The organism is Micromonospora sp. NPDC023737 (assembly GCF_040639715.1).
Lineage (GTDB): Bacteria > Actinomycetota > Actinomycetes > Mycobacteriales > Micromonosporaceae > Micromonospora.
The window spans coordinates 141,336-164,005 of record NZ_JBFAAL010000008.1; the positions used below are offsets into that span (position 1 = coordinate 141,336).

Consider the following 22,670-nt stretch of genomic DNA (forward strand, 5'->3'; position numbering starts at 1 on the left):
GGGCTTGCCCCCTCATATCTCGCGGACGTCGACGTGATCGGGGATCCGCACGTCCTCGACCGGCCTGCCCTGGTGCAACGCGAAGTCGGTGACGTTCCGGAGCACGAACGTCGGTGCACCCTGCGCCTTCTGCAGCCGGACGTGGTGGAACTCGGCGTCCCGGACGTCATCGAGCACGATCGCCGGACGGGTGTCCGGGCGCTCGAACCTGGCGTCGACATTGTTCAGCTGGACACCCGTGGCGTGGCGTACGTAGAACGCCCACGCCGGCAGGATGCCGAACATCGACGGTTCCGGGTACGCCTGCGGCCGATCCGGGACGGCGTACGGCTCCCGCGCGCCAGGCTCGGCGAAGAAGGTGTTGATGAGGTTGGCCGGCTGCGCTGCCGCCTCCGTCATCGACAGGCCACCGCGCATGTGGATCCGCACGTTGCTGATGCGTACGTCCTCGACGTCGTGCCCGGGTAGGCCGATGATCATAGAGGGGTATCGCGGGTCCGCGTTGTGCACGGTGACGTCGCTGATGCTGATCCGGCGCAGCTTTCCGACGTCTACGCCCTCGGGGCCGCGCATCCTCGCACCCAGGCGCAGGAAGATCGGCGCGTTGGACACGTCCCGCATGGTGACGTTGCTGATCGTGATGTCCTCCAGCAGGCCTCCGTCGACCGTCTCCAGCGCCAGACCACGGCACCGCTCGAAGATGACGTTCGAGATGGCGATGTTGCGGAACCCACCGTTGGACTCGGTGCCGCACTTGATCCGGCCCGTGGGCCCGTCGCGGTCGGCGGCGGCCGGCTCGTCCCGCCCGTACGTCCCGTCCACGATGGTCCCGACGTCGTATCCGCTCACCATCGTGTCGGCGATGGTGACGTTCTCGGTCGGCCGGGCGAAGCCGAGCGCGTACGAGCTCTTGAGCACGATGGCGTCGTCACCGTGGGTGTTGATGGTGCAGTCCGAGATCCGAACGTTGCGGCAGCTGTCGACGTTGATGCCGTCCCGGATGGTGTCGATCTTGACGTTGTGGATCGTCAGGTTGTCCACGCCGGTGGGCAGGATGGACAGGTGACCGCCGCGGATGATGGTCAGGTCCCGGATGACCACGTTGCGGCAGAGCTTGAGGGCGATGGCTTTGTCGCCGGTGCCGGCGGGGCTGTTGGCCGACATGTTCCGCACCAGCGCGGCACCGTCGATCCGGCCCGGTCCTTGGACGCAGACATTCTCCAGCCCCTCGCCCCAAATCAGGCTGGCCCGCCAGTGGCTGTGCCCGAAGTCCTGGTACGGGTTACCAGCACCGTCGCCCGGATCGTCGAACCCGACGCCGTCCTTCGGCGTGGCGGCGAGCAGGGTCGCGCCGTGGTCGAGGAAGAGTGTGATGTTGCTCTTCAGCCGTACGGAATAGCTCGCGTACGTGCCGGCGGGGAAGTAGACCGTGCCGCCGCCGGCTGCGGACGCTGCCTCGATGGCCCGGTTGATGGCCGGCGAGTCGATGGTCGCGCCGTCGCCCTTCGCCCCGTACGCCGTGACCTGCAGGTAGGGGCCGTGGGGATCACCCGGTCGTGGGCCGGCGGCCGCCGGCGCGGCGGCGTTCGCGGCGCCTGCTCCCGCGAGCGGCAGGACGCCGGCGGCCGCGACGACGCCGAACCGAAGAGCGTCGCGACGAGTAGAGGGCGTGGTCATGCTTCTCCTTGTTGGGAGGCGCCTGATGCGGCGGGGGGCTTCCTGGCGCAGGTGCGGGTGACTGCTCGAGCGGTGGCTGAGTTCAGGCCGAGGCCGGTTCGAGCGGCGCGCCGTTCTCCAGCACGTTGCGTAGTACGAGGTCGTCCACATACTCGACCACGCCGGGACTGCTGGTCGTGCCGAAGTCGATGTCGGTGAGGGTCACCCCGTGGATGTGCGCATCCGAGTAGCCGCGGAGGTTGAGGGCCCGCCCGGCCGAACGCACGGTGAGATCTCGGACGTCGATGTCGCCGACGACGGGGTTGAACCCGTACCCGGGGCCTTCCTCGTAGTAGAAGTTGATGTCGATCACCGCGCCGGCGACCTCGCCGATGCGGATGTCGCGGGCGTGGAAGCCGGTGATGAAACCGCCGCGGACCGAGTTCGTCTTGAACCGCAGCGCGATGTCCAGGTTGGGGCTGGACATCTCGCAGTCGTCGACGAAGACGTTGCGTACGCCGCCGGACATCTCGCTGCCGATGGTCACGCCGCCGTGGCCGTCGCGCATCACGCATCCCTCGATGAGGATGTCCTCGCTGGGTGCGGCGACCCGGCGGCCGTCGGCGTTGCGCCCGGACTTGATCGCGATGCAGTCGTCCCCGGTGTCGAAGATGCAGTCCCGGATGACGACCAGCCGGCTGGACTCCGGGTCGCAGCCGTCGTTGTTCGGGCCGTGCGAGTCGACGGTGACGCCCTGGATCAGGACGTTCGTCGACAGTGTCGGGTGGATCTCCCACATCGGGGACCGGATGATCGTGACGCCCTCGATGAGCACGTTGCGGCACCGGTACGGCTCGATGAACGACGACCGCAGGTAGTCCCCCTCACCGAAGACCCGCTGCGTGACCGGCACGCCGTGTTCGGCCATCGCGAACAGCCGGGCACGGGCGTCGTCCTGCTTGGGGTCGCCGGGCTTCCAGCCGTACTCCGGTTTGCCCTTCCACGGCCACCAGTGCGCGTCGTCCGCCTGGCCGTCCAGCGTTCCGGCGCCGGTGACGCCGATGTTCTCCTGACCGTAGGCGTAGATCAGCGGCGAGTAGTTGTAGAGCTCCACGCCTTCGAACCGGGTCAGCACGGCGGGCAGGTAGTCGGCCGGGTCCTGGCTGAACAGCACCACGGCGTCGGCGGTGACGTGCAGGTCGACGTTGCTGCGCAGGTGGATGGGGCCGGTCACGAAGCGGCCGGCGGGCGCCAGCACGTGACCACCCCCGGCGGCGTGGCAGGCCTCGACGGCACGTCGGATGGCCCGCGTGCAGTCGGTGGCGCCGTCGCCCACCGCGCCGTACCGGGTGACGTCGAACCAGCGGTCCGGGAAGTGTGGGCGGCGCACCTTGGCGCTGATGTACCGGGCGCGGGCCCATGGGTTGCCGTTGGGCGTCGGATCGGCGTGCGCGTGACTGCCGAGCAGCGGCGTCAGGGCTGCGGCGGCGCCTGTCGCTGCCGCCCAGCGAAGGACGTTACGCCTGCTGTGTTCGGTGGTCATCGCACTCTCCCGGGCTCCAGCTGACACAGGACTCGGTACGGGGGTGTCTTTCTGGGGCAGGTGCGGAAAGCTAGTGCCGTCCGCGTTGGGCGAGGTAGAGGTCTTTGACGGATGGTGCCGACCCGTGGTCGGCGAGCAGTGATTCCAGGTCGCCGGGGAAGTCGCGGGGCAGTCCACTGTCGGTGTCCTCGACGCCCTGCACGCCGACGGTCACGCTGCGCGGCGCCACGTCGGCAATCGTGATCGCGTACGGCCGGCCGTTGGTGATGCGCACGTTCCAGTGCGTCATCCGCGCGCCGAACAGCGGGCCGGAGGCGGCGGATCCGCCCACGCGGCCGTTGTTCTCCAGCGTGATGTCGGTCCGGACGTTCTCGAAGGGCAGTGCGCGGTGGGTGTCGAAGGTGCCTTCCGCCATGCGCCCGCTGCGGTAGACGTTGCCGGCCGAGAGCCCCTCCACGTTGAGGCCGTGGTGGATCGCGCCGGAGGGTACCGGCACGGTGAAACGTTCGATCTCGAAGTCCTCCACCAGGTTGTCGTTCGACTGCATCCGGCAGGCGAAGCTGTGGTGGGCGGCGCGCCCGCCGACGGTCACTCCGGTGATGGTGACCGACTTGGCGGTTGTCAGCCCGAATCCGAGGTCGCAGTTCTCCACGCGGACGTCCCGCGCCCAGCAATCGTGGACCGCTTGGAAGCACACCCCGTTCGAGCCTGGGTGCCGGTTGTGCGCGGTTTGCGGTACGGGTTCGTTGCGGACCGTGAGATGTTCGACGCCGGCGTCGTGGACGGTGGGGCCGATCGCGCGTAGCCGGGCCGGCCAGCCGGGCCGCAGGTCGTACTTGAGGGGCTGCGCCAGCCGGACCATCCGGTCGCCGAGTACCACTGCCACCCGCACCGGCCACTGCAGGGTCGCGTACTGCACGTACTGCCCGCCGGATTCGGTGACGAGTTGCGGTGCGCCGCGGGGCCAGTCGTAGTCCCGGGTGCCGGGCACGTCGCCGGCGAGGTGGCGCAGCAGGCTCGCGTCTGGTGGGTTCTGACACTCGAGCACGACCATGTCGCCGGGGGTGAGCCGGTTGGTGCCGGAGACCACCAGGGTCCGCTGGCCGCGGGAGGCGGCGCCGACCTCGGCGAGCACGTCACCGAGCAGCCATCCCTCGGTGCCCGCGTAGTCCTCGGCCTCGGAGCGGGCACGTCGCTCGGGCGCGAGGAACCAGATCTGTCCGCCGGTCCATGACCAGCGGCTGTTGCCGTTGGGCTGGCGGTTCGGCCGGTATCCGTCGTCGAGGGTACGGGTGCAGTGCAGCACGGTGGCATCCCGGCCGGCGCCGCGCAGCACCACCCCCGACCAGTGCATCCAGACCGGTCCGGTGAGTGTCCAGGTCCCGGGTGGCACCAGCACCACTCCCCCGGCGTGCTCGCCGGCGTGGCGTACGGCCGCGTTGAACGCCTCGGTGCAGTCCGTTCCGTCCGGCCGGGCGCCGAAATCGGTGACTTTCGTGGTGACCCGTGGTCGCGGGGGCCGCTGGCCGAGCCGGTAGCCGGCGGTCGACACGTCCGGAAGTAACGGATGGCTGCCTGGATCCTCCCGCCACTGTCGGAGGAGATCCGCGGCGGCGTCGCCCGGCGGGGTGATGTCATCCGGACTCGCCGCCCGCGCAGGTCCAGTGACGCCGGTAAGCGTCGTGGCGGCGGTGGCAGCCGCCCCTAGACCGAGCAGCCCGCGTCGGGTGATGGCGGGATCCGTCATCGGCGACATGATCTCTCCTCCGAACCGCGTCGGGGACCGCGCGGACCCTGAAATCGTTTGCGGTCCGACCTTCACGACACCAAACAGTTGAACATCGGTCAATGCGTTACCCGCTTGAAACTTGTTTCAGAATCGATCTTCGTCCCCGGCGATCGCCGTCGGGCGGGTGGGCGAACCTCCCGCTGACAGCGAACCGGCCGGACCACGATCGCGTTTGAAACTTGTTTCAACCCTCGGACGCATTGACGGATGCCTCCGCCATTTGTTGCCGTCAGGTAGGCGCAAAGGGTTTCAGAGTGGTCCAGGGGGCCTAGTACTCCAACGTCACTTGGCTTCGTCGTTGGGCGTGGCGCGGGCATGAGGACGGCCACCGCGTTGATTATCGATGGTTTGTGAGGACAACCGAAGACCGTGGGTGGCCGTGTGCCACAGCGTAGACCCGACCGGGTGGCGGGTCATCCTGGACGAGGTGGTGACGCGTGTCGCTGATCGGTTCGTGCGGGCGGAGCCACGTCGGACCGCCGAGCAGTTCGTCGAAGGGCTGCTGTCGACGGTAGAGCGGAAGACCTGCTTGTCCCTCGCGGAACGCGCCGGTCACGCCGACCCGCAGGCAATGCAGCGGCTGTTGCGTACGGCGGTGTGGGACGCCGACGCCGTCCGCGATGACGTGCGTGACCGGCTGATCGAGCGGCTCGGCCACCCCGACGCCGTACTGGTCACCGACGAGACCGGCTTCCTGAAGAAGGGTGTGTGTTCGGTCGCGGTGCAGCGGCAGTACACGGGCACCGCCGGTCGTGTCGAGAACAGCCAGGTCGGGGTGTTCCTGGCCTACGTGTCACCGGCGGGGCGGGCGATGATCGACCGCCGGCTCTACCTGCCAGTTGCGGGCCGGGTGCGAAAGGTCCCCGCGACTATGTGTGGGCCTGGATCACCACCGCCATTCGGCCGGATGAGCATCGGTGGCTGCTCATCCGCCTAAACCGCACCACCGGTCAGCTCGCCTTCTACCTGTGCTGGTCACCCCGCCCGGTGCCGCTGCACACCCTCGTGACCGTCGCCGGATCCCGCTGGAGCATCGAGGCGTTGTTCCAAACCGGCAAAGGCCAGGTCGGCCTGGACCACTACCAGGTCCGCGGCTGGACCGGCTGGCACCGCTTCATCACCCTGGCCATGCTCGCCCTGGCCGTCCTGACCATCCTCGCCGCGCAGCAGCCCGACTCCGACCCCGAGACCATCGCGTTGACCGTCGCCGAGATCCGCCGACTCCTCAACGCCTTCGTCCTCACCCAACCACTCCCACCAGCACACACCCTGCACTGGTCAACGTGGCGACGAACATCCCAAGCGCGAGCCCGACGATCCCACTACCAGCGCAGACTCGGTCACCAAGCCGGTCGAAAGATCAAGTGAGTTGGAGTATTAGGCCACTCCCTTCGGATATCCCAGGTAACTCTCGCCGGCCTGGGAACCGAGGCCTCCGGGCGGCTGCTTCCAATCGCCGGCACGCTTCTTCGAGATCGGCAGGTGGGGCCAACGCTTTCGTGCCGCTTGCCGGCTGGCACCTACCGCCGCGCCTAGCTCGGGATAGCCGGCACCACATTGCACCGCTTCCTCCGCGCTGTCGGACACGAGGTCAGCGAGCAGGCGGCGCATCTGTTCCCCTGCCGCCATGCGCGCCAGGTGGGCGACCAACATCCGCTCCGCGTCCCCCGACTCGCGGTCGCCTGTGGCCCGGGCACCGGGGCCGGCGGCCGTCAGCCGCCGCGCCCAATCGGCGGCGACAGCACCCAGCTCCCGCCGCAGCTCCTGCTGCTCGTCCGGTGTCAGATCCCGCATGGTGCGACTCCTCTCGCCAGGTAGCTCACATTCAGGGTCCGCTCGACAACAAAGGTTGTCAACCCTGGTGCGTAGCCGTAATGACAGGGCTCTGCGCCTGACGCGATCACCGCACCCAGCTACGGGCGACCTCGGCGACGCGGCGGGGCGGTTGTCGGCACCGAGCGTGCTCCGTGGCCCATATAAAGGGCTCCGGTGCTTGATCCGCCGTCAAGCCGCCCGAGAGATTAAGTGACGTTGGAGTACTAGAGGGCGTCGAGGTCGGTGTTCACCGCGCGGCGCACAGATCGGCGAGACGTTCCAGGGTGCTCGCCATCTGCGTCTGCCACCAGGCACGCCCACTGTTCACTTCCGCGCGTTTGTCCTCCGGCATGCGCGAACCGTCGAAGATCTCGGTCACGACCGTCGCCCCGGCTCCGTCCGGCACCAGGTCGAAAATCCACTGGTGGCCCCAGGCGGCCCCGGGCTCGGTGGCGTCCGGGTGCCCGCGACCGGGCCTGGGCTCCCAGCCGATGCGGCGGTCCGGCTCGTACTCGACGACGTGGTTGTTCATCTCGTAGTCGCCGTAGCGCTCGTAGTGCATCCGCATCACGAAGACGTCGCCCACGCCCGAGACCACGGCGTCGGAGACGACACCGCGCAGCATCCCCGAACCGTCGAGGTCCGCGTGCCGTCTGGGATCGGCCAGGATCCGGAAGATGTCCCCCGCTGGGGCGCCGATGCGCCGGGACACCATCACCACAGGCTCGCCTGTCGTAGTCGTCAACCCGCTCCTCCGTCAACCGTTGAGCATGAACCTGACCCCGCCTGGACGCTACGCCCGGGGTACGACGACGCCCTGGCCGAGCCGTACGAGCCCCGCGCTACGCGAACTCTCACCGAATCAGCTCCAGGATCGACTGGCCCGCCAGCCCGGCGAACCTTGCCGGTCAAAGCAGCAGCGACGTCGGACCGGCGTTCCGTACGTTCGGCCGCCGCAGTCCCCGCCCCGGGTCTTCGACATGACCGCCTGCGGGGCCGTCCGCGACCGGGTCGCCGCCGCGACCCCAGCGATCCGCGCCGGCGTCGAGGCGTGCGGCCGCCGACGCTCGCCGCACCCCCGCGCGCACGCCGCCTCGGTCGCGCCAACGATCGTCTACACCGGCTGTACCGGGAACCTACGCACTCACCTCCGTCAGCAGGTCTCAGGCGGTGAGCCGGGCGACGTGGTCGGCCAGGACGGTCCGGAATCCGTCCTGGCCGGGGAGGTCCACACCGAAGACCTCCTCGACGTTCAGCAGCGAGTCGACCAGTCGCTTGGGGTCGCCCGCACCGGCGGCTGCGGCCACTTTGAGCCGGTCGGCCAGCGGGTCGTCGAGCGGTAGTTCGCGTCCGCTGGCGTCCCGACCCTTCGCCACGTACACCATCCAGGCCGCGACCGCGAGTGCGGCCTGCCGCGGGATCGCCCCGGCGGCCAGACGGTCGCGGACGGTGCCGAGCAGCCGGACTGGCAGTTTCTGGGACCCGTCCATGGCGACCTGTACGGTCCGGTGGCGCAGCGCCGGGTTGGCGAACCGTTCCAGCACCTGCCGCCGGTAGCCGGCCAGGTCCAGGCCGTCGGGCACGCGCAGGGTCGGCGTCACGTCCTCGACCATCAGCGCCTCGGCTGCGGTGGCGAGTTCGTCGTCGGCGAGCGCGGCCGCGATGGTGTCGTGACCGCGCAGGGCCCCCAGGTAGGCGAGCAGCGAATGGGTGGCGTTGAGCATGCGCAGCTTCACCGACTCCCAGGTGGCGACGTCGTCGGTGAACACCGCGCCGGCGAGGTCCCAGGCAGGTCGGTCGGCCGCGAAGTCGTCCTCGATCACCCACTGGCGGAACGGTTCGGCCACCACGACGCCCTGGTCGTCGAGCCCCAGCACCGTCCGGACGTCGGCGCGATCGTCGTCGGTGGTGGCCGGCACGATCCGGTCGACCATGCCGGACGGGAAGCGCACGGAGGCGGCGATCCATTCGGCGAGCGGGCCCGCCTCGGCCTCCGGGAGCGCGTCCAGGAAGTCGTGCACGAGCCCGCGCAGGACCTCGCCGTTGCCGACGAGGTTGTCGCAGGAGAGCACGGTGACCGGTCCGGCCGCGCCGGCCGAGCGGCGCTGCAGCCCGCGGGCGAGCTGTCCGACGACGGTGCGGGGCGGGCGCCCGGCGAGGTCGGCGGCGACCTCCGGGTCGGACCGGTCCAACCGGCCGGTGCCGTCGCGGCGGTAGCCCTTCTCGGTCACGGTGAGGGTGACAACCCGTACCGCCGGATCGGCGATCCGGTCGACGACCGCCGCTGGGTCGCCCGCCCCGAAGAGCACCTCGCGGACGCTGCCGACGACGTGCAGGGGCGCTGCGCCGGGGCCCCGCTCCAGCACCGAGTAGAGGTTGTCCTGCGGCATGAGCTGGTCGCGTACGGACGTCGACCGTTGGGTGACCCCCGCGATGCCCCAGTCGTCGCGCCCGGCGGCCGCCATGGCCAGCTCGGTGAAGACTGCCTGGTGCGCCCGGTGGAACGCGCCGATCCCGAGGTGCACGACGCCGACGCGCAGCGCGCGCGGATCCACCGCCGGCGGGATGAACGTTACGTTGCGTCCGAGCCGGTCCAGCGCGTCGAGGCTCAACCGCTGCGTGTCGCTCACAGCACGGCGCCCAACTGCCACGGGACGATCTCCTCACCGCCGAGGCCCAGTTCCTCGCTGGCGCTGCGGCGGCCCGACGCCACGTCCAGCAGCAGGTCGTAGACCCGCCGGCCCATTTCCTCGAGGGAGACGCCCTGCTCGACGATCGGCGAGCAGTCCAGGTCGATGTCGCCGGCCATCCGGCTGGCCAGTTCGGCGTTGGTGCCGAGTTTGACGGTCGGGACCGGACGGCTGCCGAAGACCGAGCCGCGTCCGGTGGTGAAGCAGATGAGGTTCACGCCGCCCGCGACCATCCCGGTCACCGAGACGGGGTCGTAGCCGGGTGTGTCCATGAAGACGAGCCCGGGTCGCGGGATCGGCTGCGCGTAGTGCCGCACTGCGGCGAGCGGGCTCCTGCCGGCCTTCGCCACCGCGCCCAGCGACTTCTCCAGGATGGTGGTGATGCCGCCGGCCTTGTTGCCCGGGGACGGGTTGGCGTCCATCGTCGTGCCCTGCCGTCCGGTGTACTCCTCCCACCACCGGATCCGCTCCATCAACGCGTCGGCGGTTTCGGGGCTGGTGGCGCGTGCGGCCAGCAGGTGTTCGGCGCCGTAGATCTCCGGTGTCTCGCCGAGCACGGACGTCGCGCCGGCCGCCACCAGCAGGTCCGAGGCCACCCCGAGGGCCGGGTTCGCGGTGAGTCCGGACCAGCCGTCGGACCCGCCGCATTGCAGGCCGAGCACGAGTTCCTCGACGCCCACCTCGGTGCGTGGCGTGCCGGCGAGGTCGCGCATCATGCCTCGGACCAGCTCGACGCCGCGGGCGACCGCGGCGGAGGTGCCACCGAGCTCCTGGATGGTGTACGACGACACCGGCACGTGCTCGGCGACCCCGAGGTCGGTCATGAGCCCGGCCACCGCGTTCACCTCGCAGCCGAGCCCGATCACGACCAGGCCCCCGATGTTCGGGTTGCGGGCGTAGCCGGCGAGGGTACGACGCAGCAGGTCCCACCCTTCGCCCTGGGCGGCCATCCCGCAGCCGGTGCCGTGGGTCAGTGCGACGACGCCGTCGACGCCGTCGAGCGCTTCCGCGTCGTCCTCGGTGACCCGGGCGATCTTCCGGGCGACGGTGGCCGAGCAGTTGACGGTGGTCAGGACGCCGACGTAGTTGCGGGTGGCGACCCGTCCGTCGGGGCGGCGGTAGCCGTGGAAGGTGCGGCGCAGGTCGGCGGGGAGCCTCGGAACGGACACCGCCGTATCACCCGCGAGCCGGGCGGCCGCGTCCTGGGGCATCCCGAGGTTGTGCGTGTGCACGTGCTCGCCCGCGCGGATCTTCGCCAGGGCCCGGCCGATCACCTGGCCGTATTTGCGTACCGGCGATCCGGCGGGAAGGTCGCGCAGGGCGACCTTGTGTCCGGCGGGTACGTCGTCGCGCAGCGTCGTGCCCGCCACCCCCGGCAGCGCCAACGGCTCCCCCGCTTTCATCGGCGTGGTCGCCACCGCGACGTCGTCGCTGTCGTACAGGAGCACCAGGCTCATCGGTTCGCCTCCCTCACCACGGGTGTGCCTTCCGGGCGGGTCACGATGGCCGGGGCGTCGGTGGTCCTCATGGCTCCGGTTCCTCCTTCACCCGGGCGACGAGCTGCGTCGGGTTGACGTACCGGAGGGCGATGACGAGCAGCACCAGCATCATCGCGGTGTACATGACCGCCATGGCGTCGACCGACTGCTGGGCGCGGATGCCGGCGGCGGACATCGAGTAGTAGAGCGCGACGACGAGGGTCTGCGAGTCCGGGCCGGCGGTGAGGAAGGTGAGTTCGAACATGCCGACCGTCCGGACCAGGACGAGGATCGCCGAAGCGAGCATCCCCGGCAGCAGCAGGGGCGCCAGCACCCGCAGGAACACCGAGCGCATGCCGGCTCCGCACATCCGGGCCGCGCTTTCGATCCGGGGGTCTATCTGCTCGATGAACGGTGTCATGGTGAGGATCACGAACGGCACGGACGGGACGAGGTTCGCCAGCACGACGCCGGAGAGGTGGCCGGCGAAGCCGAACTTGTAGAGCACGGTCGCCAGCGGGATGCCGTAGGTGATCGGCGGCATCAAGATCGGGAGCAGGAAGATCAGGTAGATGGCCCGTTTCCCGGGGAAGTTCCGGCGCGCCAGCACATAGGCCGCCGGTACGCCGATCACCAGCGACAGTCCCACGACGAGCAGGGAGACCTCCAGGGTCACCTTGATCACCTGGAACAGCGCGAACTCGGTCCATGCCTCGCCGTACCACTTGGTGGTGTAGCCGTCGGGGAGCCAGGTGTTGAACCAGCGCCGGCCGAACGAGCTGACGAGCACGGATCCGACGACGCCCAGCAGGTTCAGGAAGAAGAAGATGACCGCGCCCCAGACGAGCCAGGCGGCGGGGCGGGCGGTGATTCGCCGCCGGGTACGCACGTCGGTTGCCGCGGTGGTGGTGACCATCAGCCCTTGCCTCCCGTGGATCCGGTGTAGAAGCGGGTGCGGGCGAACAGCACCACCGAGATGACCACCAGCTCGATGAGCCCCATGATCATCGCGATCGCCGACGCGTAGGGGTAGTCGTACTGTTCGTAGGCCGCCTGGTAGGCGGCGATCGAGATGACCCGGGTCTCGCCGGCCGGGTTGCCGACCAGGACCGCCGACGGGAACACGCTGAACGCGAGGACGAAGGTCAGGCAGAACGTGGTGGCCAGTCCGGGCATCAGCAGCGGCAGGGTGATCATGCGGAACCGCTGCCACCAGCCGGCGCCGAGGGTCGCCGCGGCGCGTTCCAGTGTCGGGTCGATGCCGGACAGGTACGACAGGACGAGCAGGAACGCGAAGGGGAACCCGGTGATGACCAGCGAGAAGAAGACGCCCCAGTAGTTGTGGACGAGCCGGATCGGTTCGTCGGTGAGGTGCAGCGCGGTCAGCACCCGGTTGAACCATCCGGTCGGGCCGAGGAAGTTCAGCAGGCCTTGGGCGGTGAGCACGGTGCCGAGGGTGATGGGCACCACCAGCAGGATCGTGACCAGCCGCTTGCCACGGAACCGTCCCCGCATCCGGTACGCGATCGGCACCGAGGCGACCACGTTGAGCAGCGCGGCGGGCAGCGACAGGCCGAGGGTGGTCCAGATCGTGCCGCGCTGGTAGGCGTCGCTGAAGAAGCGCGCGTAGTCGCTGAAGGGGCCGCCTTCGGTGGGCTGGAAGGACAGGCCCAGTCCGTAGAAGAACGGGTAGAGGAAGAGCAGCACGACGAAGAGCAGCGCCGGCGTGAGTAGCCACAGTTGACGATCGACGCCTCGTTCGGCGAGGCGGTGCTGCCAGTGGGCCCGCGTCGGCGGCGGGGGTCCGGCGGAGGCCGCCACGGGGGTGGGGGTCGTGACGCTCATCCGACCAGCCCTGGTTCCTCGACCACGGCCGACTCCCCGTCGACGGCCCGCGTGGCAGTGGCGTCGCTGGGGAAGACGAGCAGCCGCTGCGGGTCGATGCTCAGGGTGACCCGGTCGCCGGGCGCCACCCGCTGGTCGGTACGCAGGTGGACCCGGGCGCCGGCGGCGGTGACCGCCTCCGCGGCCAGTTCCCGGCCCTGGTACTCGACCACCTCGATCTCCGCCGGCACCGCGTTGGTCGTCGCGCCGGCCTGATCGACCCGGACGTCTTCGGGGCGCACCGCGACGATCACCTCGTCGCCCGGCCCCGCCGGGCCGACGGGGACGCCGACGAGCCGCAAGCCGTCCAGCTCGACGGCGACGGTGTCGTCCACCGCCTCCCCCACCCGCATCGCCCAGAGGTTGCGGTAGCCCATGAAGTCGGCGACGTGCCAGTTGGCCGGGCGGGTGTGCAGCTCCCGCGGCGAACCGATCTGCTGCACCCGGCCGGCCCGCAGCACCACCAGGCGATCGGCCAGTGAGAGCGCCTCCTCCTGGTCGTGCGTCACGTAGACCGTGGTGAGGCCCAGCGACTGGTGCAGCCGGCGGATCTCGGTACGCATCTCGAGGCGCAGCTTGGCGTCGAGGTTGCTCAGCGGCTCGTCCATCAGCACCAGCGACGGCTCCAGGACGACCGCACGAGCGATCGCCACCCGCTGCTGCTGCCCGCCGGAGAGCTGGCCGGGCAGCTTGTCGGCGTGCTCCTCGAGGCGTACCAGGTGGACCGCCTCCTGGGTGCGGCGACGGATCTCGTCCTTGGGCAGCCGCCGCATCCGCAGCCCGAACGCGATGTTGGCGCGTACGGACATGTGCGGGAACAGCGCGTAGTTCTGGAACACCATGGCGAAGCCGCGGCGCTCCGGTGGCAGCGTGTCGATGCGCCGGTCGTCCTGCCAGATGCTGCCCCCGGTCAGGGGCAGCAGCCCGGCGAGGCAGTTCAGCGCGGTGGACTTGCCGCAGCCCGAGGGACCGAGGAGGGCGACGAACTCGCCCGCCTCGATGGTCAGGTCGAGGTCGCGCAGCGCGTCCTGGCCGCCGAAGCGACGCGACACGCCGTCCAGTCGCAGTTGGGTGAAGGCTTTGGTGCCGGCGGTCATCCCTGCTTGACCTTCCCGCTACCGATCTCGCGGTCCCACTGGTCGAACGCCGCCACCAGGGCCTTCGCGTCCAGCGGCACCTCCGTCGGGTTGTTCGCGATGAGCGACTCGTACTCCGGCCGGCCGTAGTCCCGGATGGCGTCCTGGCTCTTCTGCGGCGCGTCGGACAGATTCACGCCCTGCACCGCCGGGCCGGGGTAGAAGTAGCCGTCGTCGTACGCCTTGGCCTGCTGCTCAGGGGTGAGCATGAACGCCAGCAGGGCCAGCACCGCAGCCTGGGTGTCCGTCGACGCGCCCTTCGGAATCACCGCGTAGTGCGCGTCGGTCACCCAGTGGAACCCCTGCAGCGAGGTGACCTTGGCTTCCTTCGGCACGGTGCCCAGCACGCGGGGGTTGATGTCCCAGCCGGTCGTCGACGCGATCACGTGTACCGACCCGTTGGCCAGGTTCTTCATCGTCTCGGTGGTACCGGACGGGTAGTAGTCGACGTACTGGTTGAGCTCCTTGAGGTAGGCCCAGGTCTTCTCCCACCCGTTCACCGGGTCCTTCGGGTCCTTGTCGCCGAGGATGTAGGGCAGCCCCATCAGGAAGGTACGCCCGGGACCGGAGTTCGACGGGCGGGCGTACTGGACCTTGCCGGGGTGGGCCTTGGCGTACGCGAGCAGCTGCTCCGCGCTGGTCGGTGGGGTCGCCACGGTCGCCGGCAGGTACTCCAGCAGCGGGCCGGACGGGTAGTAGGTGACGGTCACGCCCGCGTTGCCGGCGAGCTTCTGCATCTCGGCGGCCGGCGCGAGATAGTTGTTCATGCCGGTCAGCCGGCTCTGGAACTTCGGCAGGACGTCGAGCCACAGGCCCTGGTCGATGCCGGCCGCGAGACCGTCGACGCCGGTGAGCACCAGGCCGATGTCCACCCGGTCGGCGTTCTGCTGGGCCTTGATCTTGCCGACCAGTTCCGGGGCGGGCGACTTGGAGTAGGTCACCCGGGAGATGACGTCCGGGTTCTTCTTGACGAACTCGTCGATCATCCCCTGGGTCAGTTGCAGGTTGCCCGCGACGTCGAGGATGTTCAGCGCCACGGCCTTCTTCGGTTTGTCGGGAACCTCGCCGTCGCTGTTGCCGCCGGAGCCACTGGAGTTGTCCGGGGCGCCGCAGGCGGCGGTAACGGTCAGCAGGGACGATGCTGCGGCGATCAGGGCGCTCCGCCGGGTGATGCCCATGAAACTTCCCTCTCTCGGTCGTCAGTCACGGGGTGGTGGTGGGTGGGGGCGCGTCCTTTCGGCCGAATGTCAGTCGGTCGGCGCGACCCCGGTCGAGGCGCGAACCAGCAGCTGGGTGGGGAGTTCCCGGCGCGGCTTGCGCACGCCGTCGGGCTGCTCCAGCAGCGACAGCAGCAGGTCGACGGCGGCGCGGCCGGCCTGCCCCTTGGTGAGCGAAACGGTGGTGAGCGTGGGCGACGACATCGACGACATTTGAATGTCGTCGATGCCGATCACGCTGATGTCCTGCGGTACGCGCAATCCGCGGTCCCGGAGCCGGCCGAGCAGGCCCAGCGCCATGACGTCGTTGTAGGCGATGACGGACGTGACACCGGAGGCGATGATGAGATCCGCCGCGGCGATCCCGCCCTCGAACTGGGGCGGGAAGTGACCGGCCACGTACAGGTCCATCCCGGCCGCGTCGGTCGCCGAGCGTAGCGCCCGGATCCGGTCGCGGTTGGACCAGGACGTGCGCGGACCACCGACCCAGGCCACCCGGGTGTGGCCGAGCGCCGCCAGGTGCGCGACGGCCTGCCGGATCCCGTCGGAGTTGTCGAAGACGACGGACGGCACCCGCCCGAAGCGCCGGTTGACCATGACCAGGGTCGTGGTCGCGGCGAGGGTGAGGATGTCCTCCTCACGCCCTCGGGGAGAGCAGAGGATGAGCCCGTCGACCTGCTTGGCGAGGACCCGTACCAGATCGCTCTCGGCGGCCGGGTCCTCGTCGGAGTCGGCCAGGAATACGGCGTAGTCCGCCTCCCGGGCCCTGGCCTGCACACCCTTCACCAGGCTGGGAAAGAACGGGTTGGCCAGGTCCGGCACGATCAGCCCCAGGTTGCCGGTCCTGCCGGTGATGAGACCCCGCGCGGCCCGGTTGGGTTCGTAACCCAACCGCTTGGCGGCGCGCAGCACCCGTTCCCGGGTCACCGGGTTGACCAGTCCGGGCATCGACAGGGCCCGGGACACGGTCGACGGTGACACGCCGGCTTCCCGGGCCACCTCGCGGATCGTCGTGCGCAACGGTTCACCTCCTCGATCGTGGAACCGTCACGTCCGAAGTCTGAAAGCGATTGCAGAACCCTGTCAATACTGTTGCGCATGAATGTTTCCTGGCTCTGCTGACACCACCCTTGTGACAGAGACTCATCGATGCAATCCTTTTCAGGGCCCGTCCCATCGAAGCCGCAGAGGAGAAGTTCGTGGCACAGCTGCGTCTGCATCCCGACCGCGCGCTACCGGCCGGCGACGACGTCCGCGCCGTAGCCCGCCGCATCTACCACTCCACGCGGGAACTGCCGCTGCTCTGTATGCACGGGCACGTGGACGCGGCCGTCCTCGCCGACGACGAGCGCTTCTCCGACCCGGCTCACCTGCTGGTCGTGCCGGACCACTACGTGACCCGGATGCTCGTCTCGCAGGGCGTCACCCTCGACCAACTCGGCGTCCCCCGCCTCGACGGCACGGTAGCCGAAACCGACCCCCGCGCCATCTGGCGGCTGTTCTGCGCCCACTGGCACCTGTTCCGCGGCACCCCCAGCCGCTACTGGCTGGAGCACGAGATCGCCGAAGTGCTCAAGCTCGACCTCACCCCCGGGCCCGACACCGCGGACGAGCTCTACAACCTCATCGACGCACGACTGTCCGAGCCGGGCTTGCGGCCGCGCACCCTGCTCGACACCTTCAACATCGAACTGATGGCCACCACGGACTCCGCGACGTCGCCGCTGCACGACCACGCCCGGCTCCGCGAGGCGGGGCTCGGCGAACGGGTGGTGCCCACCTTCCGCCCGGACGCCCTGACCCATGTCGGCCACCCCGGCTGGGCCCGCCAGCTCGAGCAGCTCCAGGAGCTGACCGGCGAGGACACCGGCGACTACGACGGCTACCTCGCGGCACTGGGCGCGCGGCGCGCAGCGTTCGTGGCGGCCGGCGCCCGCGCCACCGACCACGGCCACCTCACCGCCACCGCCCAGCCGCTGACCCCGGCCGAGGCACGGCAGATCTACTCCGAGGCGCACCGCGGCACCGTCAGCCCCGACGCGACCGAAGCCTTCGCCGGTCACATGCTCTACGAGATGGCCCGGATGTCCTGCGACGACGGCCTGGTCATGCAGATTCACCCCGGCGTGCTCCGCGACCACGATCCCGAAATCCACCGCGACTTCGGCTCCGACCTCGGCTTCGACATCCCGGTCACGGCCGAGTTCACCCGCTCGCTGCGGCCGATGCTCAACGCCTTCGGCCGCAACCCGAGATTCCGGCTGGTGCTCTTCACGGTCGACGAGACGGTCTACTCCCGAGAGCTCGCCCCACTCGCCGGCGTCTACCCCGCCGTACGCCTCGGTGCGCCGTGGTGGTTCCTGGACAGCCCCGACGGGATGCGCCGCTTCCGCGAGCTGGTGACGGAGACGGCCGGGTTCTACAACACCTCAGGGTTCGTCGACGACACCCGGGCGTTCCTGTCCATCCCGGCCCGGCACGACCTCGCCCGGCGCGTCGACGCCGGCTACCTGGCCCGTCTCGTCCTGGAACACCGGTTGACCGAGGACGAGGCGATCGAGACGGCAGCCGACCTGGCCTACCGCCTCCCGCGGGAGGCCTACGCCCGGCTGGCCCAATGAGGGCGTACGAATCGAAACAGGGAAACCCGCCGTACAACACCGCAAGTTTCGGTCCGGCACGGTCCGAAACGTTCTCAACCGTTCTGACGTCGGGGCCGAGGCCGCCGGTCGACGGGCACTCGACGCTCTCCGCGATCTCCGTCGTCGTCCGCAACTAGTCTGCCCGGCATCCACGCGGGCTGCACAGCCGCACGATGCGGCTGACCCTCCTCGACGTCGACAGCCCGTTCCGCCGTGGCTCCCGGTGGGGCAGGACAACACCGACGACATCGACCTCAGGTCATCCTCCGCAACAGCGATGACGACGCCGCCAAGGCGCTTCCGTCACCTGGACCCGCTCGCAGAGCAGCGGGTGCAGCCAAATCCGATCACCCCGTGACCGCAAACAAGATGACGTACCGGAGGAGAGGAGCGAGGGATGTCGCTGCCCGGACAAAGAACTCGAGGTGTGCAGAACGCCCAGCGCAGTATCGCGGGTCGGGTCAGGCGGTGGTCCGCGGCCGCCGCGACCGGCGTTGTGCTGGCCGCGTCCCTGACGTCGGTGGGGGTGACGCCGGCGCACGCATCGCCGGGCGACTTCACCATCTTCGACGGTCGGACGACCTCTCCGATCCTGATCGACCCGTCCTACGGTGGCGACCACGGCGATCGGGACTACACGCAGGTGCGCCGCGCGGTTCAGGACCTGCGGCAGGACGTCGCCATGGTGACCGGGGCGATCGATCCCGGTGACGTGCAGAGCGTGTTCGTCGACGACGAGTCGGCCAAGGAAGCGCGGTTGGCGGAGGCCGACCGGCGCAAACTGCCGGCCCTGCTGACCAAGGCAGTGGGCCAGAAGACCGCGATCATCGTCGGCCAGATCGGTCAGAGCCGGCTGATCGACGAGATCGTCGAAGCCGGCAAGTTCGACGAGGCCGCTGGCATCGAAGGCAGGTGGGAGGCGTACGCGGCCAAGACCATCACCGACCCGGTCCCCGGGGTCGACAAGGCACTGGTGATCGCGGGAAGTGATGCCCGAGGGACGATCTACGGGATCTACTCGATCTCCGAGGAGATCGGCGTCTCACCCTGGTACTGGTACAGCGACGTGCCGGTCAAACATCGAGACGACATCGACGTCAAGGGCAAGACCCGGGTCGACGACGGGCCGGACGTCAGGTACCGCGGATTCTTCATCAACGACGAGGAACGCACCATCGCGTGGGCGAAGCGGAAGTTCCCCACCGGCAACGGCACGCCCGATGTCAACTTCTACCGGCACGTCTACGAGCTGATGCTGCGGCTGAGGCTGAACACGCTGTGGCCCGCGATGCACTTGTCTTCGACGGCGTTCAACGCGGTCACCGACACCGGGACGTACGACGAGGGGACGCCGATCAACGCGCGTGAGGCGGCAGCGTTCGGCGTGGTCGCTTCCTCGTCGCACGCGGAGCTGATGCTGCGCAACAACGAGGGCGAATGGCGCCAGTGGTACGACCGCAACAAGGACGCGCTCGACATCAAGGGCTCGGACGCCGTGGCGGCCTTCAACTATTCGATCAACAAGCCCGCGATCCTGGAGTACTGGCGCCAGCGGGTGGTCGCCAACGCCGACTTCGAGAACATCCTTGCCTTGGGTATCCGCGGTGTGCACGACAGCGATGCGGTGTTCACACCCGGTAACCCGTACGGGTTCAAGGACAAGGTCGAGATGGAGGCCGACGTCATTCGCGAACAGCGCAAGATGATCGCGGAGGTCTACGGCAGCGCCGACGCCGTGCCGCAGGTCTTCATCCCCTACAAGGAGATGAACGATCTCTACAACGCCGGGCTGAAGGACCACATCCCCGACGACGTGACCCTGATGTGGGCCGAGGACAATCAGGGCTATCTGCGCCAGGTGCCCACGCCGACCGAAGCCGCCCGGTCCGGTGGGAACGGCGTCTACTACCACATCTCCTACTGGGGTGAGCCGAAGAGCTACCTGTGGCTGAACTCGACGCCGATGTCCTTGATGGTGCAGCAGCTGCGTCGGGCGTGGAATTCCGGTGCGGGGCGCTACTGGATCCTCAATGTCGGGGACATCAAGCCCGGCGAGATCAAGCTCGACCTGTTCGCCAAGCTCGCATGGGACGTCGAGGGCTATGACGAGACGACCATCGGCAGCAAGTTCCTCACCGAGCACGTGCAGCGCGAATTCAGGCTGAGGGGCAACGACACTGCTGTGGTCGTTGACGCGCTGGAAAGGTTCGACGCGCTCGAGAACACCAAGCGTGCCGAGTTCTGGGGGGAGGTCAACTCGTCCAACGCGAACTCCGGAAGGATCCACACCGGTCAGGTCTTTCCGTTCAGCGCCACCTCGGACGGGGATGAGCTCCAGCGCTACATCAACGAGTCCAACGATCTGGTGCGGATTCTCGAGAGGGTTTCCGCGAAGCTCGACCCGCGCTCTCGCTCCGCGTTCTACCAGCAGGTGCTCCACCGAGTGCGGTCCTACCGCAACATGGCGGAGCAGATCGGCTACTACTGGAAGAACCAGCTCGCTGCCGCCCAGGGTCGCTACGCCAGCGCGGGAAGCTACGAGCTGCTCTCGAAGCAGGCCCGTGAGCGCATCGTCACCGACGAGGACTACTGGAACACGATCAGCGACGGCAAGTGGGACCACGCCATCGGCCACAGCCATCCCGAAGGGTTCCCGAACGAGGGCACGGTCATGCTCAACAACGACCGGTATGCCCGGGTGGCCGCACCGACCGATGCGGTGGGCGCCGCCGCCGAGGGCAGCAAGGAGCCTGGCCGCGGCACACTGACGTTCAACTCGGCCACGCCCGACGACAAGCGGTTCTTCGACGTGTTCTCCCGCGACGACGTAGCCAACCCGCAGGAGTGGGTCGCCGAGGCGGACGCCCCGTGGATCACCCTCTCACAGCGCTCGGGCACGACCGCGACAGAACAGCGAGTCACGGTGACGGTCGCCAAGAAGCACCCAGCCACGACAGGGACGATCCGGGTCTTCAACGCCGCCGACAGCGCCAAGGTCGGCGACCCGGTCGCAACCTTCACGGTCGCCGCGGAGCGGGCCGCCGTGGATCTACGCCGGGTCGCCGAGCCGGCGCACCTGGAGGCCAACGGATACGTGGCCCTCGAGGCCGAGCACTTCTCCGACAACATGCCCGGCACCGACGGGAGCCGGTGGGCGCCCCTTCAGGGCGTAGGTCAGCGGGGAGCATCGATGGGTAGCTTCCCGGAGATCGCGCCCCGGGTCGACTCCGGATTCGAGACGACCGCCCGTTTGAAATACCGGATCTACTTCACCTCCACCGGAAGGTTCACCGGGACCTTCTACCGGATCCCGACGCTGAACGAAGGCACCGAGGACGACGGCACGCCGCGAACCGCGCGCACGGCAATCGGGCTCGACGACCAGGTTCCCAGCCTGCTGCGCGGAAACTCTGTCGCCGGTACGAGCACCAGTACCTGGGGATTCAACATCATGCGTCAGATCGAACCCCTGAACTTCACCGTCGATGTGACCACACCGGGCTGGCACGAACTGACGGTCTACCGCTCGGACGCAGCGATCCTCTTCGACCGGATCATCATCGAGACTCGCGACGGCGCGGTCGGTGACAGCCTGGTCGGCCCACCCGAGAGCCCGAACAACATCGCCGCACCCCAGAGGGCGACCGTTGCACCACTTCCCGGCGTGATGCCGGAGCTTCACCGGCTGCCGGCGATCGAGACGTCGGTGGGCCGGACGAGCACGGTCGAGGGTGTGACGGACGTGGTGGCCGCAGAGTCGGACAACACGACCGCGGCCTCGGTAGCCGTCGAGGGCGGTCGGCTGAGCGTCACCGGGCACAGGGTCGGGAAGGCCGAGGTCTCCATCACCACCGGTGGCGGTGAGACCTGGGTGGCGCCTGTCACGGTGACCAGAGGCGAGGGTGCGCCGGGCGGCCCGTACCTGGAACAGGACGGCCTGGTCGTCCTCGATACGACCGACGCGCTCGAGAACAGTGCCGCAGCCCACGCGACCGGCAGCAACAACGGGACGCACGGCTGGGCCCTCGCTCGAAACGGCCTGCAAGTCGTCCCACCGGCCGACGCCAGCGCGAAGGCGAACTGGCTGGCGACCTCGCCGGCTCAGGCCGAGGCGTTGTTCAGGGCCGGACCGACCGAGAAGGCCAACGGGAGTTCGGCGGCAGGAGCACCACCGCAGCTCGACTTCACCGTCGACATCCAGACCGCTGGCACGTACTACCTGTTCGTCAACTCGAGCAACCCGAACCCCGACGCCGACTCCTACCACGTGCTCGTCGACGGGCAGTGGCGATACCAGTCGAGCAAGTCCGGGCCGGAGACCGGGTTCGAAACCTGGTACGGCACCACGAGCGTCGCCGCGGCCGCGATGGCGCTCGAGCCGGGTGAGCACACGATCACGCTGGCGCCTCGCGAGGCCGGGCTCGTGCTCAACCAGATCGCCTTGACCACGGATGACACACCCGGCCTCACCGGCTTCCAGACACCCAGCAACCGGAAAGCGAGCGCCCCCTGACGCTCTGACACCGAAGGGGTCCACCGCCCCGATTCGCTGTGAAAGCTGCTGCCCAACAGTGACCCATTACTAACATCTACGCCGGTAGCGACATCCCGGGCAGCCACGGAGCAAGATGCCCCGTGGCTGCCCGGCACAGTGGCCACTGTCAGCCTCGGAGGATGATCAGGATGTCGCAGCAGCGTCCGCGGCGCCGGTTCAGCCGGGACCAAATGTTCCTCGCACTTCTGGTGCGGTCAACGGGTCGAGGCAAACAGGAACTCAGATATCTCGCGATCAGCCGCTCGCGTTCGACCCGCACGCTGGA

General features: G+C 69.1%; 14 protein-coding genes and 1 pseudogene. 3 read left to right on the top strand and 12 right to left on the bottom strand.

Annotated elements, in window-relative coordinates; genetic code table 11:
- Positions 1–12: 12 nt before the first annotated feature.
- The 3 genes from AB0F98_RS19070 to AB0F98_RS19080 form a co-directional block, all read right to left on the bottom strand.
- On the bottom strand, positions 13–1,677 hold the full coding sequence (locus tag AB0F98_RS19070) for a glycoside hydrolase family 28 protein (protein WP_357736959.1): 1,665 nt from the start codon (positions 1,675–1,677) through the stop codon (positions 13–15).
- Positions 1,678–1,759: 82 nt separating this feature from the next.
- The gene (locus tag AB0F98_RS19075) at positions 1,760–3,199 is read right to left on the bottom strand and encodes a glycoside hydrolase family 28 protein (protein ID WP_357736962.1); all 1,440 of its coding nucleotides are present in this window, start codon (positions 3,197–3,199) and stop codon (positions 1,760–1,762) included.
- Positions 3,200–3,269: 70 nt separating this feature from the next.
- Positions 3,270–4,946, bottom strand: coding sequence for a glycosyl hydrolase family 28-related protein (locus tag AB0F98_RS19080; protein ID WP_357736965.1), 1,677 nt, complete (start codon positions 4,944–4,946; stop codon positions 3,270–3,272).
- A gap of 457 nt (positions 4,947–5,403) precedes the next feature.
- Between AB0F98_RS19080 and AB0F98_RS19085 the strand changes: the two are divergent.
- A pseudogene (locus tag AB0F98_RS19085) lies at positions 5,404–6,137 on the top strand (transposase); the annotation flags it as partial.
- Between the two features lie 228 nt (positions 6,138–6,365).
- On the opposite strand, the gene AB0F98_RS19090 reads toward AB0F98_RS19085, so the two are convergent.
- The 9 genes from AB0F98_RS19090 to AB0F98_RS19130 form a co-directional block, all read right to left on the bottom strand.
- Complete coding sequence (locus tag AB0F98_RS19090; protein WP_357736968.1) at positions 6,366–6,782, bottom strand: hypothetical protein; 417 nt, start codon at positions 6,780–6,782, stop codon at positions 6,366–6,368.
- A gap of 268 nt (positions 6,783–7,050) precedes the next feature.
- Positions 7,051–7,548 (bottom strand): SRPBCC family protein, encoded by a 498-nt coding sequence (locus AB0F98_RS19095; RefSeq protein ID WP_357736971.1) that lies wholly within the window; start codon positions 7,546–7,548, stop codon positions 7,051–7,053.
- Between the two features lie 418 nt (positions 7,549–7,966).
- Positions 7,967–9,433, bottom strand: coding sequence for a mannitol dehydrogenase family protein (locus AB0F98_RS19100; protein ID WP_357736974.1), 1,467 nt, complete (start codon positions 9,431–9,433; stop codon positions 7,967–7,969).
- Entirely contained in the window at positions 9,430–10,950 is a 1,521-nt protein-coding gene (locus tag AB0F98_RS19105) for an altronate dehydratase family protein (RefSeq protein WP_357736977.1), read from the bottom strand. Before AB0F98_RS19105 ends, AB0F98_RS19100 begins: the two co-directional genes overlap by 4 nt.
- A gap of 67 nt (positions 10,951–11,017) precedes the next feature.
- The gene (locus AB0F98_RS19110; RefSeq protein ID WP_357736980.1) at positions 11,018–11,887 is read right to left on the bottom strand and encodes an ABC transporter permease; all 870 of its coding nucleotides are present in this window, start codon (positions 11,885–11,887) and stop codon (positions 11,018–11,020) included.
- Positions 11,887–12,816, bottom strand: coding sequence for an ABC transporter permease (locus AB0F98_RS19115; RefSeq protein ID WP_357736983.1), 930 nt, complete (start codon positions 12,814–12,816; stop codon positions 11,887–11,889). The genes AB0F98_RS19110 and AB0F98_RS19115 overlap by 1 nt, the downstream gene beginning before the upstream one ends.
- Positions 12,813–13,952, bottom strand: coding sequence for an ABC transporter ATP-binding protein (locus AB0F98_RS19120; RefSeq protein WP_357736986.1), 1,140 nt, complete (start codon positions 13,950–13,952; stop codon positions 12,813–12,815). The genes AB0F98_RS19115 and AB0F98_RS19120 overlap by 4 nt, the downstream gene beginning before the upstream one ends.
- Positions 13,949–15,169 (bottom strand): extracellular solute-binding protein, encoded by a 1,221-nt coding sequence (locus tag AB0F98_RS19125; RefSeq protein ID WP_357736989.1) that lies wholly within the window; start codon positions 15,167–15,169, stop codon positions 13,949–13,951. Before AB0F98_RS19125 ends, AB0F98_RS19120 begins: the two co-directional genes overlap by 4 nt.
- Before the next feature lie 69 nt (positions 15,170–15,238).
- The gene (locus AB0F98_RS19130) at positions 15,239–16,228 is read right to left on the bottom strand and encodes a LacI family DNA-binding transcriptional regulator (protein WP_357736993.1); all 990 of its coding nucleotides are present in this window, start codon (positions 16,226–16,228) and stop codon (positions 15,239–15,241) included.
- Positions 16,229–16,407: 179 nt separating this feature from the next.
- On the opposite strand from AB0F98_RS19130, the gene uxaC reads away from it, so the two are divergent.
- On the top strand, positions 16,408–17,829 hold the full coding sequence (uxaC, locus tag AB0F98_RS19135) for a glucuronate isomerase (protein WP_357736996.1): 1,422 nt from the start codon (positions 16,408–16,410) through the stop codon (positions 17,827–17,829).
- A 418-nt stretch (positions 17,830–18,247) separates the two neighbouring features.
- A complete protein-coding gene (locus AB0F98_RS19140; protein WP_357737000.1) occupies positions 18,248–22,363 on the top strand; it encodes a glycosyl hydrolase 115 family protein in 4,116 nt (1,371 codons plus the stop codon).
- Positions 22,364–22,670 lie beyond the last annotated feature (307 nt).

What these genes read in the sequence shown, in the direction of transcription:
- AB0F98_RS19070 (WP_357736959.1), bottom strand. Translation starts at nt 1,677, where the DNA reads ATGACCACGCCCTCTACTCGTCGCGACGCTCTTCGGTTCGGCGTCGTC.
- AB0F98_RS19075 (WP_357736962.1), bottom strand. Translation starts at nt 3,199, where the DNA reads ATGACCACCGAACACAGCAGGCGTAACGTCCTTCGCTGGGCGGCAGCG.
- AB0F98_RS19080 (WP_357736965.1), bottom strand. Translation starts at nt 4,946, where the DNA reads ATGACGGATCCCGCCATCACCCGACGCGGGCTGCTCGGTCTAGGGGCG.
- AB0F98_RS19090 (WP_357736968.1), bottom strand. Translation starts at nt 6,782, where the DNA reads ATGCGGGATCTGACACCGGACGAGCAGCAGGAGCTGCGGCGGGAGCTG.
- AB0F98_RS19105 (WP_357736977.1), bottom strand. Translation starts at nt 10,950, where the DNA reads ATGAGCCTGGTGCTCCTGTACGACAGCGACGACGTCGCGGTGGCGACC.
- AB0F98_RS19110 (WP_357736980.1), bottom strand. Translation starts at nt 11,887, where the DNA reads ATGGTCACCACCACCGCGGCAACCGACGTGCGTACCCGGCGGCGAATC.
- AB0F98_RS19115 (WP_357736983.1), bottom strand. Translation starts at nt 12,816, where the DNA reads ATGAGCGTCACGACCCCCACCCCCGTGGCGGCCTCCGCCGGACCCCCG.
- AB0F98_RS19120 (WP_357736986.1), bottom strand. Translation starts at nt 13,952, where the DNA reads ATGACCGCCGGCACCAAAGCCTTCACCCAACTGCGACTGGACGGCGTG.
- AB0F98_RS19125 (WP_357736989.1), bottom strand. Translation starts at nt 15,169, where the DNA reads ATGGGCATCACCCGGCGGAGCGCCCTGATCGCCGCAGCATCGTCCCTG.
- AB0F98_RS19140 (WP_357737000.1), top strand. Translation starts at nt 18,248, where the DNA reads ATGTCGCTGCCCGGACAAAGAACTCGAGGTGTGCAGAACGCCCAGCGC.